General features: G+C 72.5%; 13 protein-coding genes. 6 read left to right on the top strand and 7 right to left on the bottom strand.

The genetic code is table 11. The annotated features are described in order from the left end of the window. A partial coding sequence (locus VGD70_RS24540; protein WP_331085228.1) for a cytochrome P450 occupies nucleotides 1–1,010 on the bottom strand: 1,010 nt, incomplete at its 3' end. 133 nt (nucleotides 1,011–1,143) lie between these two features. Here VGD70_RS24540 and VGD70_RS24535 point away from each other — a divergent pair. The 5 genes from VGD70_RS24535 to rhaI are packed head-to-tail and all read left to right on the top strand — an operon-like array spanning nucleotide 1,144 to nucleotide 6,868. Continuing rightward, nucleotides 1,144–2,640, top strand: coding sequence for a sugar ABC transporter ATP-binding protein (locus tag VGD70_RS24535; protein ID WP_414638046.1), 1,497 nt, complete (start codon nucleotides 1,144–1,146; stop codon nucleotides 2,638–2,640). After that, the gene (locus VGD70_RS24530; RefSeq protein WP_331085225.1) at nucleotides 2,637–3,689 is read left to right on the top strand and encodes an ABC transporter permease; all 1,053 of its coding nucleotides are present in this window, start codon (nucleotides 2,637–2,639) and stop codon (nucleotides 3,687–3,689) included. Before VGD70_RS24535 ends, VGD70_RS24530 begins: the two co-directional genes overlap by 4 nt. Continuing rightward, a complete protein-coding gene (locus VGD70_RS24525) occupies nucleotides 3,679–4,707 on the top strand; it encodes an ABC transporter permease (protein ID WP_331085223.1) in 1,029 nt (342 codons plus the stop codon). The genes VGD70_RS24530 and VGD70_RS24525 overlap by 11 nt, the downstream gene beginning before the upstream one ends. After that, nucleotides 4,616–5,689, top strand: a complete 1,074-nt coding sequence (gene rhaS, locus VGD70_RS24520; protein ID WP_331085221.1) for a rhamnose ABC transporter substrate-binding protein — start codon at nucleotides 4,616–4,618, stop codon at nucleotides 5,687–5,689. Before VGD70_RS24525 ends, rhaS begins: the two co-directional genes overlap by 92 nt. 12 nt (nucleotides 5,690–5,701) lie before the next feature. After that, on the top strand, nucleotides 5,702–6,868 hold the full coding sequence (gene rhaI / locus VGD70_RS24515) for an L-rhamnose isomerase (RefSeq protein ID WP_331085220.1): 1,167 nt from the start codon (nucleotides 5,702–5,704) through the stop codon (nucleotides 6,866–6,868). Nucleotides 6,869–6,902: 34 nt separating this feature from the next. Here the strand turns inward: rhaI and VGD70_RS24510 are convergent, their stop codons facing one another. From VGD70_RS24510 to VGD70_RS24495, 4 genes are all read right to left on the bottom strand, one after another. After that, entirely contained in the window at nucleotides 6,903–9,017 is a 2,115-nt protein-coding gene (locus VGD70_RS24510) for a hypothetical protein (protein ID WP_331085218.1), read from the bottom strand. 241 nt (nucleotides 9,018–9,258) lie between these two features. Continuing rightward, on the bottom strand, nucleotides 9,259–10,098 hold the full coding sequence (locus VGD70_RS24505; RefSeq protein WP_331085216.1) for an amidohydrolase family protein: 840 nt from the start codon (nucleotides 10,096–10,098) through the stop codon (nucleotides 9,259–9,261). Beyond that, entirely contained in the window at nucleotides 10,095–11,063 is a 969-nt protein-coding gene (locus tag VGD70_RS24500; RefSeq protein WP_331085214.1) for an aldo/keto reductase, read from the bottom strand. The genes VGD70_RS24505 and VGD70_RS24500 overlap by 4 nt, the downstream gene beginning before the upstream one ends. Continuing rightward, entirely contained in the window at nucleotides 11,060–11,368 is a 309-nt protein-coding gene (locus VGD70_RS24495) for an L-rhamnose mutarotase (protein ID WP_331085212.1), read from the bottom strand. The genes VGD70_RS24500 and VGD70_RS24495 overlap by 4 nt, the downstream gene beginning before the upstream one ends. A gap of 64 nt (nucleotides 11,369–11,432) precedes the next feature. On the opposite strand from VGD70_RS24495, the gene VGD70_RS24490 reads away from it, so the two are divergent. Then, complete coding sequence (locus VGD70_RS24490; RefSeq protein ID WP_331085210.1) at nucleotides 11,433–12,122, top strand: FadR/GntR family transcriptional regulator; 690 nt, start codon at nucleotides 11,433–11,435, stop codon at nucleotides 12,120–12,122. A gap of 4 nt (nucleotides 12,123–12,126) precedes the next feature. Here the strand turns inward: VGD70_RS24490 and VGD70_RS24485 are convergent, their stop codons facing one another. Together VGD70_RS24485 and VGD70_RS24480 are read right to left on the bottom strand one after the other, a co-directional pair. After that, nucleotides 12,127–12,876: an SDR family oxidoreductase gene (locus tag VGD70_RS24485; RefSeq protein WP_331085208.1), complete on the bottom strand. Its 750-nt coding sequence runs from the start codon at nucleotides 12,874–12,876 to the stop codon at nucleotides 12,127–12,129. Next, the coding region (locus VGD70_RS24480) for an enolase C-terminal domain-like protein (RefSeq protein ID WP_331085206.1) at nucleotides 12,873–13,743 on the bottom strand (871 nt) is incomplete at its 5' end. The genes VGD70_RS24485 and VGD70_RS24480, both read right to left, overlap by 4 nt.

Genomic DNA, 13,743 nt, shown 5'->3' with positions numbered 1-13,743 from the left:
TCCGCCTCCTTGCGGGCCAGGCGGGCGCCCAGGCAGAAGTGCGGGCCCTGGGCGAACGCCAGGTTCAGCCGGGCGTTCGCGCGGCCCGGGTCGAACACGTCGGGGCCGGCGAACAGCGCCGGGTCCCGGTTCGCGCCGGCGATCGACACGACCACCAGGTCGCCGGCGCGGACCGGGGCGTCGGCGAGGACGACGTCGCCGGTGGCGTAGCGGTCGATCACGGCCGCGGCCGGTTCCAGGCGGACGGACTCCTCGATCGCGTTCGGCAGCTGGGCCGGCGGGGTCGGGGTGAGCAGCAGGTGGCGCACGAGGTTGGTGATCATCGCCTCGGTCGTGTCCATGCCGCCGAACATCAGGACCGCCGCGTTCGACACCACCTCGGGCTCGGTCAGGCCCGCGGCGGCGGCCACCAGAACAGAGTGCTCGTCACCCGCCTCCAGGGTCCGGGTCACGCTCTCGCCCAGCGCCGCGTACGCCGTCGCGCCCGCCGCGGTCGGCGAGCCGCCGGCGGTCACCGCCGACACCGACTCCACGATCGCCGCGTACCAGGACCGCACGGTGGCCGCGTCCGCGCCGGTCAGGCCCAGCGCGTCGGCCACCACCGCCACCGCCAGCGGACCCGCGAACGACGACCGCAGCTCCGTGGCGCCATCCGCGAACGAGTCGATCAGCTCGGCCACCACGGTCGCCACGAAGCCCGCGAACCGGTCCCGGACCGGCGCCGGGCGAAACGGCGGCACGAACGGGTCCCGGTGCCGCGCGTGCTCGGCACCGTCCAGCGACAGCATCGACGGGCCGACCACGCGCGCGGTCGAGAACCGCGGGTCGTCGACGGTGAACGCCGCCGCGTCACGCATCACCCGCAGCGCCAGGTCGTGCCGGGTGACCAGCCAGCCGTTCAGGACCGGCACCCACGACACCGGCTCGGCCGCCCGCAGCCGGGCCAGCAGCGGGTGCGGGTTCGACGACAGCTCGTCGAGCGTCGCCGAGGCGCCGAGGGGAAAGCTCACCGAACCGAGTCTAAGCGGGACAACGGATCCGAAACGTCTCAACGGACCTCCCTTGACGGTCCGCGCGACGCTCGGCTAGCTTCCCAGCCAGCGCCTGTGAAACGTTTCACACGGACGGAGGCGGGTGACGCCAGTGCCGGCTCTGCTCGAGCTCCGCGACGTGCACAAGTCCTTCGACGCCGTGCGGGCGCTGCGCGGGGTCTCCCTGGAGCTCCTCCCCGGCGAGGTGCACGGGCTCGCCGGCGAGAACGGCGCCGGCAAGTCCACAGTGGTCCGCATCATCGGCGGCGAGCACCAGCCCGACGCGGGTGAGCTGCTGCTCGACGGCGAGCCGCGGCGGTTCACCGGCCCGCGCGAGGCCCAGCAGCACGGCATCGCGGTGATCCACCAGGAGCCGAGCCAGTTCCCCGACCTCACCGTGGCCGAGAACGTCTTCATGGGCCGCCAGCCGCTGCGCGCCGGCCGCCGCATCGACCGCGCGGCGATGCGCCGGCGGACCGCGGAGCTGTTCGACTCGCTCGGCGTGCCCATCGACCCGGACCGGGTCACCCGCGGGCTGTCCATCGCCGACCAGCAGATCATCGAGATCGCGAAGGCGCTCGCCGCGCAGGCGCGGATCATCGTGATGGACGAGCCGACCGCCGCACTGTCCACTGTGGAGGCCGAGCGGCTGTTCCGGGTGGCCCGGCGGCTTGCCGAGGGTGGCGCCGCGCTGCTGTTCATCTCCCACCGGCTCGAGGAGCTGGAGGCGTTGTGCCAGCGGGTGACCGTCCTGCGCGACGGCGCCCTGGTCACGACCTCGCCGATGGCCGACCTCGACCGGGACGGCCTGGTGCGCAGCATGGTCGGCCGCGCGGTCGAGCAGCTCTTCCCCGACCGTGCCGCCGCGGAAGGTGCCGCCGACCCGGCACTCACCGTCGAGGGGCTGACCAGGACCGGGGTCTTCCACGACGTGTCCTTCGACGTGCGGCGCGGGGAGATCGTCGGGCTCGCCGGGCTTGTCGGGTCCGGGCGATCCGAGGTGGCCAGGGCGATCTTCGGGGTCGACGGGCGGGACCGTGGCACGGTGCTCGTCGGCGGGCGCGCGCTGCGCGCGGGCGACCCGCGGGCGGCCATCGCCGCCGGGGTCGCCATGGTGCCCGAGGACCGGCGGGAGCAGGGGCTCATCCTCGACCTCTCCATCGAGCGCAACGCCACGCTCCCCCGGCTGCGCGCGGCGTCGCGGTGGGGCGTGATGAGCCGGGGCCGGGAACGCGCGGTCGCCGGCGAGTGGGCCACCCGGCTCGGCGTGCGGTTCCGGCGGCTCACCGATCCGGTCGCGACGCTGTCGGGCGGCAACCAGCAGAAGGTGGTCCTCGGCAAGTGGCTCGCCACCGAGCCGACCGTGCTGATCGTCGACGAGCCGACGCGGGGCATCGACGTCGGCGCCAAGGTCGAGGTGCACGCGCTGCTCGCGGACCTCGCGGCGCAGGGCATCGCGGTGCTGATGATCTCCTCGGAGCTGTCCGAGGTGCTCGGCATGGCCGACCGGGTGCTCGTGATGCACGAGGGCCGGATCGCCGCCGAGCTCGCCGGTTCCGCCGCGACCGAGGAGGCCGTCATGCACGCCGCCACCGGGGGTGCCGGGTGACCGAGACGCCGACGAAGGCCGCGAAGGCGACGAACAAGGACGGGGCCGCGCGCAAGGCCACGAACAGGACCGGGCGCGAGCTCGGCATCGTCGTCGCGCTCGTCGCGGTGGTCGCCGCGGCCACGGTCGCCCGGCCCAGCTTCCTGTCCGGCCAGGGGCTGCACGACCTGTTCCTCAACGCGTCGATCATCGCGCTGCTCGCGGTGGGCCAGACGCTGCTCGTGATCACCCGCAACATCGACCTGTCCGTCGGCTCGGTGATGGGCCTGACCGCGTTCCTCAGTGGACAGCTGTTCCTGCACGACCAGAACACGCCGGTGATCCTGGTGGTGCTGGCCGGCATCGCGATGGGCGCGGTGTGCGGGGCCGTCAACGGCGCGCTGGTCGCCGTCGCCAAGGTGCCGGCGCTCGTCGTCACGCTCGGCACGCTGTACGTGTTCCGCGGCATCGACTACGCGTGGGCGTCGGCCACCGGCGTGCAGCAGGTCAACGCCTACCAGATGTCGCCGGAGTTCCTGTCCTTCGGCAGCGGCGCGGTCCTCGGCATCCCGAACCTGACGCTGATCGCACTCGCGGTCCTCGGCGTCACCGCGTACGCGCTGCACAACTACCGCGCCGGCCGCGAGCTGTACGCGATCGGGTCCAACCCGGACGCCGCGCGGCTCGCCGGCATCCCCACCGGCCGGCGGGTGTTCGCCGCGTTCGTGGTCTCCGGCGCGCTCGTCGGCCTCGGCGGCGTGCTGCACGCCGCGTACTTCGGCACGATCAACGCCTCGGTCGGCACCGGCCGCGAGCTCGCCGTCGTCGCCGCGGTCGTGGTCGGCGGGGTCGCGATCTTCGGCGGCAGCGGCACGGTCGTCGGCGCGGCGCTCGGCGCGCTGCTGCTCACCACGGTGACGAGCGCGCTGCCGATCCTCGGTGTGCCCGCGTTCTGGCAGCGCGCGGTGGACGGCGCGGCACTGCTGGTGGCGATCTCGCTGGACCGCGCGGTGATGGTCCGGCTCGCCGCGCGGCTGCGGGCGGAACGGGCGGTGCGCCGTGCGGGATAGGCGCTGGGAGACCGTCCTACTGGGACTGTGCGTCGCCGTGTTCGCCTACGGCGCCACCCGCACCGGCGGGTTCGCCGAGCAGGGCAACATCAGCTTCCTCCTGCTCGACTACAGCGAGGTCGCGCTGCTGGCGTTCGCGCTGCTGCCGATCGTGCTCACCGGCGAGATCGACCTGTCGGTGGCCTCGGTGCTGGGCTTCTGCTCCGCGCTGACCGGCGCGCTGTGGGATGCCGGCCTGTCGTTCGAGACCGTCGTGCCGATCGTGGTCCTCGCCGGCGTCGTGCTCGGCTCGGTCAACGCGGTGCTCGTCGTCCGGTTCGGGCTGCCCTCGCTCGCGGTCACCATCGGCACGCTCGGCCTCTACCGCGGGCTCGCGTACGTGCTGCTCGGCGACCGCGCGGTCACCGGCTTCCCGGAGAACTACCGTCCACTCGCGACGGACGCGATCCCGGGCACGTTCCTGCCCTACGCCACCGTCGTGGTGATCGTCGTCGGCGTCGCCGTGGCGCTGCTCGTGCACGTCACGCCGGCCGGCCGGGCGCTGTACGCGATCGGGCTCGGGGCGGAGACCGCGCGGTTCTCCGGCATCCGGGTGGACCGGGTGAAGATGGCGCTGTACCTGGTCTCCGGCGCGCTGGCCGCGCTCGCGTCGCTGATCTACACGCTGCGCTACAACAGCGCCCGCGCGGACAACGCGAACGGCATGGAGCTGGTCGCGGTGGCCGCCGTGCTGCTGGGCGGCGTGTCGATCTTCGGCGGCCGCGGCACCGTGCTCGGCGTGGCCACGGCGCTGCTGGCCATGGCCGGGCTGCGCAACGTGCTGTTCCTCGAGGACGTGAGCAACGAGATCCAGAACGTGATCACCGGGCTCCTGCTCATCCTCTCCGTACTCGTCCCAGTGGTGTTCAAGCCGAGGAGGACCAAGGATGCTCCACTCGAATCGTCTCAGGTGGACAGTGGGGGTCGGCCTGGTGCTGACCCTGATCGCCGGCTGCGGCGGGACCACCAAGGGGTCTGACGCCGCCGCTGGCAACGGCGGTACCGGGACCGAGCGCAGCGCCGACCCCGGCGCCAAGCTCAAGGAGGGACTCAAGATCGCCTTCCTGCCCAAGGAGATCGACAACCCGTACATGACCGTGATGGACAAGGGCGGCACCGACGCGGTGACCGAGCTCAAGGGCACGGGAAAGGCGGTCGGCCCGTCGGACGCGTCGGCCTCCTCGCAGGTGTCCTACATCAACACGCTGATCCAGCAGCGGCAGGACGCGATCGTCATCGCCGCGAACGACCCGAACGCGGTGGCGCCGGCGCTGAAGGACGCGATGAGCAACGACATCGCGGTGGTCACGCTGGACTCCGACGCGGCCAAGGACGCCCGCGACGTGTTCGTCAACCAGGCCAGCTCCGAGGAGATCGGCCGGTCGCAGATCAAGCTGATCGCCGACCAGATCGGCGGCGAGGGCAAGATCGCGATCCTGTCCGCGACGCCGAACGCGACGAACCAGAACACGTGGATCGGCTTCATGAAGGACGAGCTGAAGAAGCCGGAGTACGCCAAGATCCAGCTGGTGACCGTGGCCTACGGGGACGACGACGACCAGAAGTCGTTCCAGGAGGCGCAGGCGCTGCTGCAGTCCACTCCGGACCTCAAGGGCATCGTGTCGCCGACGACGGTCGGGATCGCGGCCGCCGCGCGGTACCTGTCGTCGTCGCCGCACAAGGGGAAGGTGAAGCTCACCGGGCTCGGCACGCCGAACCAGCTGCGCCAGTTCGTCAAGGACGGCACGGTCAGCGAGTTCGCGCTGTGGGACCCGGGCGAGCTGGGCTACCTCGCCGCGTACGCGGCCGCGGCGCTCGCGTCGGGCCAGATCAGCGGCGCCGAGGGCGAGAAGTTCACGGCCGGCAAGCTCGGCGAGTACACGATCGGCAAGGACGGCGAGGTGATCCTCGGTCCGCCCACCGTGTTCAAGGCCGACAACATCGACGACTTCAACTTCTGATCGGACTACTCCATGAACGATCACTCAGCCGTGCGGGCGGCGTTGCGGGCGCAGCACATCGAGACGCCGTCGTGGGCGTACGGCAACTCGGGCACCCGGTTCAAGGTGTTCGCGCAGGAGGGCGTGCCGCGCAACGCGTACGAGAAGGTCGACGACGCGGCGACGGTGCACCGGTTCACCGGCGTCGCGCCGACCGTGGCGCTGCACATCCCGTGGGACGCGGTGGCCGACTACGGCGACCTCGCCCGGCACGCCCGCGACCGGGGCGTCGGCATCGGGGCGATCAACCCGAACGTGTTCCAGGAGGACGACTACCGGCTCGGGAGCGTGTGCCACCCCGACCAGGCGGTGCGCCGCAAGGCGCTGGACCACCTCCTGGAGTGCGTCGACATCATGGACGTCACCGGGTCTGCCGACCTGTCGCTGTGGTTCGCCGACGGGACCAACTATCCGGGCCAGGACTCCATCGCCGACCGGCAGTCGCGGCTGTCGGAGGCGTTGCGGGCGGTGTACGCGCGGTTGGGCCCGGCGCAGCGGATGTTGTTGGAGTACAAGCTCTTCGAGCCCGCGTTCTACACGATGGACGTGCCGGACTGGGGCACGTCGTATGCCCATTGTGTCGATCTGGGACCTTCCGCGCGGGTGCTGGTGGACACCGGACATCACGCACCAGGAACGAACATCGAGTTCATCGTGGCGTTCCTGCTGGGCCGGTCGCGGCTGGGCGGTTTCCACTTCAACTCCCGCTTCTACGCCGACGACGACCTGATGGTCGGCGCCGCGGACCCGTACCAGCTGTTCCGGATCATGGTGGAGATCGTGCTGGGCGGCGGGCTCGAGCCGGCCGCGGGGATCGCCTTCATGCTCGACCAGTGTCACAACATCGAACCGAAGATCCCCGCACTCATTCGCTCGGTGATGAACGTCCAGGAGGCGACGGCCAAGGCCCTGCTCGTCGATGCCGCCGCCCTGCGCGGCTTCCAGGCGTCGGGCGACGTGCTGGCCGCGAACGCCGTGCTGACCGACGCGTTCGCGACCGACGTGCGGCCGCTGCTGGCGTCCGCGCGGGAGGACATGGGGATCGACCCGGACCCGATCGCGGCGTACAAGCGCTCGGGCTACTTCGAGAAGATCTGCGCGGAGCGGGTGGGCGGCGCCGCCGCCGGCTGGGGTGCCTAGCCGGTGCGGCGACGTAAGGCCGGCGTCGGGAGCGTCAGGGGCTACCGCTCGCGGTGACCGCCCCGCCGGTGCTGATGGCGCTGACCCCGGTGAGGCCGGGCACCTGCACCGGGACCGTGGTCAGGCAGGGTCCCCCCACCCCGTCGCACGGGACGCCGCCGCCGAGGCCGCAGTCGTCGTCGCGGCCCCAGGCCCACGCGGTGCCGTCGGCGCGCAACGCGTATGCGGCGCTCGCGCCGGCCGCGAGCGCCGAGACCCCGGTCAGGCCCGACACCCGCACCGGCGTCGAGGAACTGCAGCCCGCGTGGGTGCTCGGGTTGCACGTGACGCCGTTGCCGAACTGGCCGTAGCGGTTGTCGCCCCAGGCCGACACGGTGCCGTCGGCGTGTAGTGCGTATCCGGTGATGTCGCCGGCCGCGATGGCGGTGACGCCGGTCAGGCCCGGCACCTGTGCGGGCGCCGTCCAGGTCGTCCACACGGTGCCGTCGTCGCGCAGCGCGTAGCTGAGCACACCGTCGCGGGCGGCGGCGGTGATCCCGGTCAGCCCAGGCACCCGCACGGGAACGAGCGAGCCGCCGGCGGCGTCCTCGCCCCACTCCCACAGGGTGCCATCCGCGCGCACCGCGTTCACCGTGAACGGACCAGCGGTGATCGCGGTGACGCCGGTCAGGCCGGGCACCCTGACCGGCACGACGGACGGCTCGTAGGTGCCGTTGCCGAACTCGCCTAGCAGGTTGGCACCCCAGGCCCACACCGTGCCGTCGGCGCGCAGGGCGAACGCGCTGTCCCACCCGGTCGCGATCGCCGTGACCCCGGACAGCCCGGTCACGCGCATCGGAACCGCGGAACGCCCGCCACGCCAGCCGTTGCCGAGCTCACCGAAGAAGTTGTCGCCCCAGGCCCACACCGTGCCGTCGGCGCGCAGCGCGTAGCGCGCCTCTCTGCCGCCGGCGAGCGCGGTGACCCCGGACAACCCGACGACCCGCGCCGGCGTCGCCCAGTTGTCGTACCTGGGCAGACCGGTGCCCAGCTGCCAGTTGGCGTTGTCGCCCCAGGTGTACGCGCAGTCCACCGTGCACGTCGCCGCCGGCGCGACGAACACGCCGGAGAGGTCGCCGACCAGGTGCACGCTGCCCGCGTTGTTGTACGCGCTGACCGGGTTGACCGCGCCCAGTGCCACCGCGGACAGGTTGGCCGCGGTCTCGCCGGCCGCGAGGTTCAGCGTCGACGGGATCGCGGCCGACCGGCCGCCCTGGGTCCAGACCCCCACGTAGGTGGCGGCCGTGGGCTGCACACCGGTCACGTTCAGCAGCACGGCGGTCGCCGTCTGCGGCGCGCCGGTCTCGAAGGAGATCGTCGTGCGGGGATCGATGGCGCCCATCCACTCGATGCCGTTCCTGGTGTCCAGCACTCGCCGCGGAGCCAGCGGCACGAACGTGGCGCCGTAGTCCGGCGTGTAGAAGCCGGTCAGGTCGGCCATCAGGTGGATCTCGCCGCTGTTGTTGTACAGGCTCACCCGCCGGTTCGAGCCGAGCGCGACCGTGACCATGTTCGGCCGGGTGCGGCCGGCGGTCAGGTTCAGGTTCGACGCTGCCGGCCGGGTGGTTCCCGTCGGCCAGGCCGTCACGAACGTCGACGTGGTCGGGTTCGTGCCGGTGAGGTTCAACGTCACCGCGGTCGCCGACGCCGGCACCCGGTCCGCCAGCTCGAGCACCACGGTGCCGCCGGGACCGAGCGGGGCCCGGCCGGGGGTCCGGGTGTCCAGCATCCGGGTCGGCGGAAGCGCTGTGTACCTGTCCCCGGCGCCGGGCCCGTAGTAGCCGGCCAGGTCGGCGAGCAGGTGGGTGCTTCCCGTGTTGTTGTACAGGTCCACGCTGCGTCCGGTGCCCACCGCGACGGTCACCAGGTTCGGCCGGACGTCCCCGGGGACCAGGTTCAGGTTCGACGCGTTCGGCCGGGTCGTCCCGTGCGGGAAGACCGTCACGTAGGTCGACGCCGTGGGGCTCACGCCGGTCACGTTGAGCACGACCGCCGTCGCGTCGGCCGGGATCCGTGCCGACAGGTTCAGCGCGATCGTCCGGCCGGCGCCGACCGGGCCGGTGACCCCGCCCGTGCCCCACCGGGTGTCGAGCACCCGCACCGGCGACATCGGTGCGAACGTGCCCCCTTCGTCAGCCGCGACCGCCGGCTCCGTCGCACCGGCAACCGGACCCGGCCCGATGAGCATCGCTACCACTACGACCAGAATCGCCATGACGACGGACATCCGGGACCCCACGGCCAACCCCCAGTGCGTGCTCCCCGACCCGACAAGTCGAGCAGACACTAACCACTGGTCGCACGCCGGCGTACCGCCATCCGGTCAGGGGCGCACATTCCGCGCACACGCATCACCCCGGCAGGGCGTACGCCCGCCGGGCCGCGCCGCCGAAAAGCTCGGCCCGCTCGTCCCTCGACTGCCCCGCGGTCAGCGAACGGGCGACGTCGACGACCTCGTCGTAGGTGGCGGCCAGTTCGCAGACCGGCCAGTCCGAGCCGAAGATCACCCGGGACGGCCCGAAGGACGACAGCACGTGCGACACGTACGGCGCCAGGTCCGACGGCTTCCACGACACCCAGTCGGCCTCCGTCACCAGGCCGGACAGCTTGCAGAACACGTTCGGCCGCCGCGCCAGCTCGGTGATCGCGGGGGCCCACGCAGCGAAGCCGCCCGCCGCGATCGGCGGCTTGCCCGCGTGGTCCAGGACCAGGCGCGCGGACGGCAGCCGGTCGGCCAGCTCGACGGCCGACGCGTACTGGGCCGGGTTCACCAGCAGGTCGAACGCCAAGCCCGCCGACGCCAGCGCCTTCAGGCCACGGAACACGTCCGGGCGGACCAGCCAGCCCGGCTCCGGCTCGTTCTCCGCCTGGTGCCGGATCCCCACCAGCAGCGACCCGCCCGGCAGCGCGCGCAGCTCCGCGAGCCGCTCGGCCACGTCGGGCGCCACCAGGTTCACCCAGCCCACGACACCGACGACCAGCCCGTCGCTCGCCGCCGCCGTCGCGAGGAACTCCGCCGTCTCGGACACCGACGACACGGTCTGCACCAGCACCGTGCCCGACACCCCGGGCGCGACCCGGCGCAGGTCCTCCAGCGTGTACGGGCGGCGAACGGGATCCAGCGCGGAGCCGACCATCCACGGGTACTCCCGCCGCGCCGGGTCCCACAGGTGGTGATGCGCGTCGATCATGCGGACGCCCCGGGAAAAGGCGTGTCCGCGCGCAGCAGACCCGCCGCGATCAACGAGGACCACAACGCCGCCGGCACCGGCGCCGCGGCCCGCGTCGCGTTGGCCACGACCTGCGCCGGCGTGCTCGCCCCCAGCACCACCGACGCCACCGCCGGGTGCACGGCCGGCAGCGCGATCGCCGCCTGCGGCAGCTCGACCCCGTGCCGCGCGCACACCTCCGCGATCCGCGCCGCGCGGGCCACGAGCGGCGCCGGCGCCTCCGCGTAGTTGTACGTCCGGCCGGGCGTCGCCGACGCGAGGATGCCCGAGTTGAACACCCCGGCCGCCATCACCGCGACCCCCCGCTTCTCGCACAGCGGCAGCAGCTCGTCCAGCGCTGGCTGCTCCAGCAGCGTGTACCGGCCGGCGATCATCACCACGTCCACGTCGGCCCGGCGGACGAACTCGGCGAGCACCGCGTCGAGGTTCATGCCCAGGCCGATCCCGCCGAGCACGCCCTGCTCGCGCAGCTCGACCAGCGCGGGCAGCGCCCCCGCGAGCACCTCGTCGACGTGGTTCTCCGGGTCGTGCACGAACGCGATGTCGACCCGGTCGGTACCCAGCCGGTCCAGGCTCGACTCGAGCGAGCGCAGCACGCCGTCGCGGCTGTAGTCGCGGCGGCGGACCAGCGTGCGCGGCACGTCGAAGCCCTCGGTGTCCCGCTCCCCCGCGCCGCCGGGGTTGTCCACGAGCAGCCGGCCGACCTTGGTGGAGATCACGTACTCGTCCCGCGGCCGGCCCGCGAGCGCGGCGCCGAGCCGGCGCTCGGACAGGCCGAGGCCGTAGTGCGGGGCGGTGTCGAAGTAGCGGATGCCGTGCGCCCAGGCGGTGTCGACGACGGCGGCGGCGTTCTCGTCGGACATCGCCCGGTACAGGTTGCCGAGCTGGGCGCAGCCGAGGCCGAGCGGAGTGACGGTGACGTTCATGGCAGCTCCCAGACCAGCTGCAGGCCCGTGTCGGCGCCGGAGTAGTCGTCCTCGACCGCCAGCAGCCCGGCCATCCTGGCCTGCCAGGACGTGTTGGCCGGATGGTCGCGCAGGGCGTGCCGCATCGCGGCGTAGTCCTCGACCTCGACGACGTGGAACAGGTCCTGGTCGTCGCGCCAGATTCGCCAGGACGAAACACCGGCCGCGCGCAGGGCGATGTCCAGCTCGGCTGGAATCACCGCGTGGACGCGTTCGTACTCGCTCTCCTTGCCCGGTTTGAGCCGAGTGTGCAGGGCTACCCGCATCGGGCCTCCATTCGTGGCACTCTGGCGAGGGAAACATCCGAGGTCTGGGCTGAAGGGTCGTGCCATGCCGGTCACCGACGAAGCGATCGACAAGATCAAAGGCATGATCATCTCCGGCGAGCTGGCGCCGGGCGACCGCTTGCCGAAGGAGGCCGACCTGGCCTCGCGGCTCGGCCTGTCGCGCAGCTCGCTGCGCGAGGCGGTGAAGGCGTTGTGCCTGATCAGGGTGCTCGACGTGCGGCAGGGCGACGGCACGTACGTCACCAGCCTCGAACCCAAGCTGCTGCTCGACGCGATGACCTTCGTCGTCGACTTCCACCGCGACGACACGGTGCTCGACTTCCTCGCCGTGCGGCGGATCCTGGAGCCGGCGGCCACCGCGATGGCGGCGCTGCGCATGACCGAGGCGGACATCGCCGAGCTAGCCACCCTCCTCGAAGGACTCGACGAGTCGCCGACCGTCGAGGCACTGGTGGCCAACGACCTGGAGTTCCACCGCCGGATCGCGCTCGGGTCGGGCAACCCGGTGCTGTGCTCGCTGATCGACAGCCTGTCGGGGCCGACCACGCGGGCGCGGATCTGGCGCGGGCTCACCCAGGAGGGCGCGGTGGCCAAGACCCGCGAGCAGCACCGGGCCATCTACGAGGCGATAGCCGCGCACGAGCCCGAACTGGCCCGGTCGTGGGCCACCGTGCACGTGGCCGGGGTGGAGCAGTGGCTCACGAACGCCCTCGGCAGCGCCGACGAGGAGTGACACGTCAGGTCCTCGGGCGCGGGCGCAGGCCGTACATGCCGCCGTCCACGGCCAGGGCGGTGCCCGTCGTCGACGAGGACAGCGGGCTCGCCAGGTAGGCGATGGCGTGCGCCACCTCGTCCGCCGTGACCAGTCGGCCCATCGGCTGGCGGGCGGCCAGCGCGGCGCGCTCGGCGGCCGGGTCGGCCGCCGAGTCCAGCAGCCGGCCGACCCACGGGGTGTCGGCGGTGCCGGGGCACACGCAGTTGATGCGGATGCCGTCGTCGAGGTGGTCGGTGGCCATCGCCAGCGTCATCGCCAGCACGGCGCCCTTGCTCGCCGAGTACAGCACCCGGTTCGGCAGGCCCTGCCACGCCGCGATCGAGCACGTGTTCACCACCGCCGCGGCCGGCGAGTCCCGCAGCAGCGGCAGCGCGGCGCGGAGCACCCGGGCCATGCCCAGCACGTTCACGTCCAGCACGCGGTGCCACTCGTCGTCGGAGTTGGCCGTCACGTCGCCCTGGGCGCCGATGCCCGCGTTGTTCACCAGCACGTCGAGCCCGCCGAGCGCGGCCACGGCGGCCGACACGGCGGCGGTCACCTCGCCGTCGTCGGACACGTCGCAGCGGAAGCCCAGCAAGGGCGCGTCGACGTCCGGCTTCAGGTCGAGCACGGCCACCGTCGCGCCGCGAGAGGCCAGCAACGAAGCGGTCGCCAGGCCGATGCCGGACGCGCCGCCGGTGACCACCGCGCGCAGACCCTCGAAGTCGGTCATTCGGAACTCCACTCTGGACCGTCGGGGAACACGTACCGGGCCAGGCTCTCATCACGGATGCGCGCGGAGAAACCCGGCTCGGTGGGCGCGAGGTAGCGCCCGCCGCGCACGACGGCCGGGTCGGTGAAGTGCTCGTGCAGGTGGTCGACCCACTCGATCGCACGGTCGGCATCAGTTCCGGACACCGCGACGAAGTCGAACATCGACAGGTGCCGCACAAGTTCGCACAAACCCACCCCGCCGGCATGCGGGCACACCGGCACGCCGAACTTGGCCGCCAGCAACAGGATCGCCACGTTCTCGTTCACGCCGCCGACCCGCGCCGCGTCCAGCTGCAGCACCGACAGCGCGCCGGCCTGCAGCAGCTGTTTGAACACCACCCGGTTCTGCACATGCTCGCCCGTGGCCACCCGGATCGGCGCGATGGCCTGCGCGATCGCCCGGTGGCCGAGCACGTCGTCGGGCGAGGTCGGCTCCTCGATCCAGTACGGGTCGTACGGCGCGAGCGCGCGCATCCACTCGATCGCCGGCCCGACGTCCCACCGCTGGTTGGCGTCCACCGCGATCCGGATGTCCGCGCCTACGGCCTCGCGCGCCAGCCGCATGCGGCGGATGTCGTCGTCCAGCGAGCCGCCGACCTTCAGCTTGATCATGTCGAAGCCGTCCGCGACGGCTTGTTTGGCCAGGCGCACCAGCTTCTCGTCGGAGTAGCCGAGCCAGCCGGCGCTCGTGCTGTACGCGCGGTAGCCGGCGGCCTGGAGGTGCGCGGTGCGCTCGGCGCGGCCGGGCTCGGCGGCACGCAGGATGTCGAGCGCCTCCTGCTCGGTGAGCGCGTCGGACAGGTAGCGGAAGTCGACGAGCCCCACG

Source organism: Actinophytocola sp. (assembly GCF_036402745.1).
Classification (GTDB): domain Bacteria; phylum Actinomycetota; class Actinomycetes; order Mycobacteriales; family Pseudonocardiaceae; genus Actinophytocola.
The sequence above is the reverse complement of the archived record's forward strand: the minus strand, read 5'-3'. Positions and strand labels throughout refer to the sequence as shown.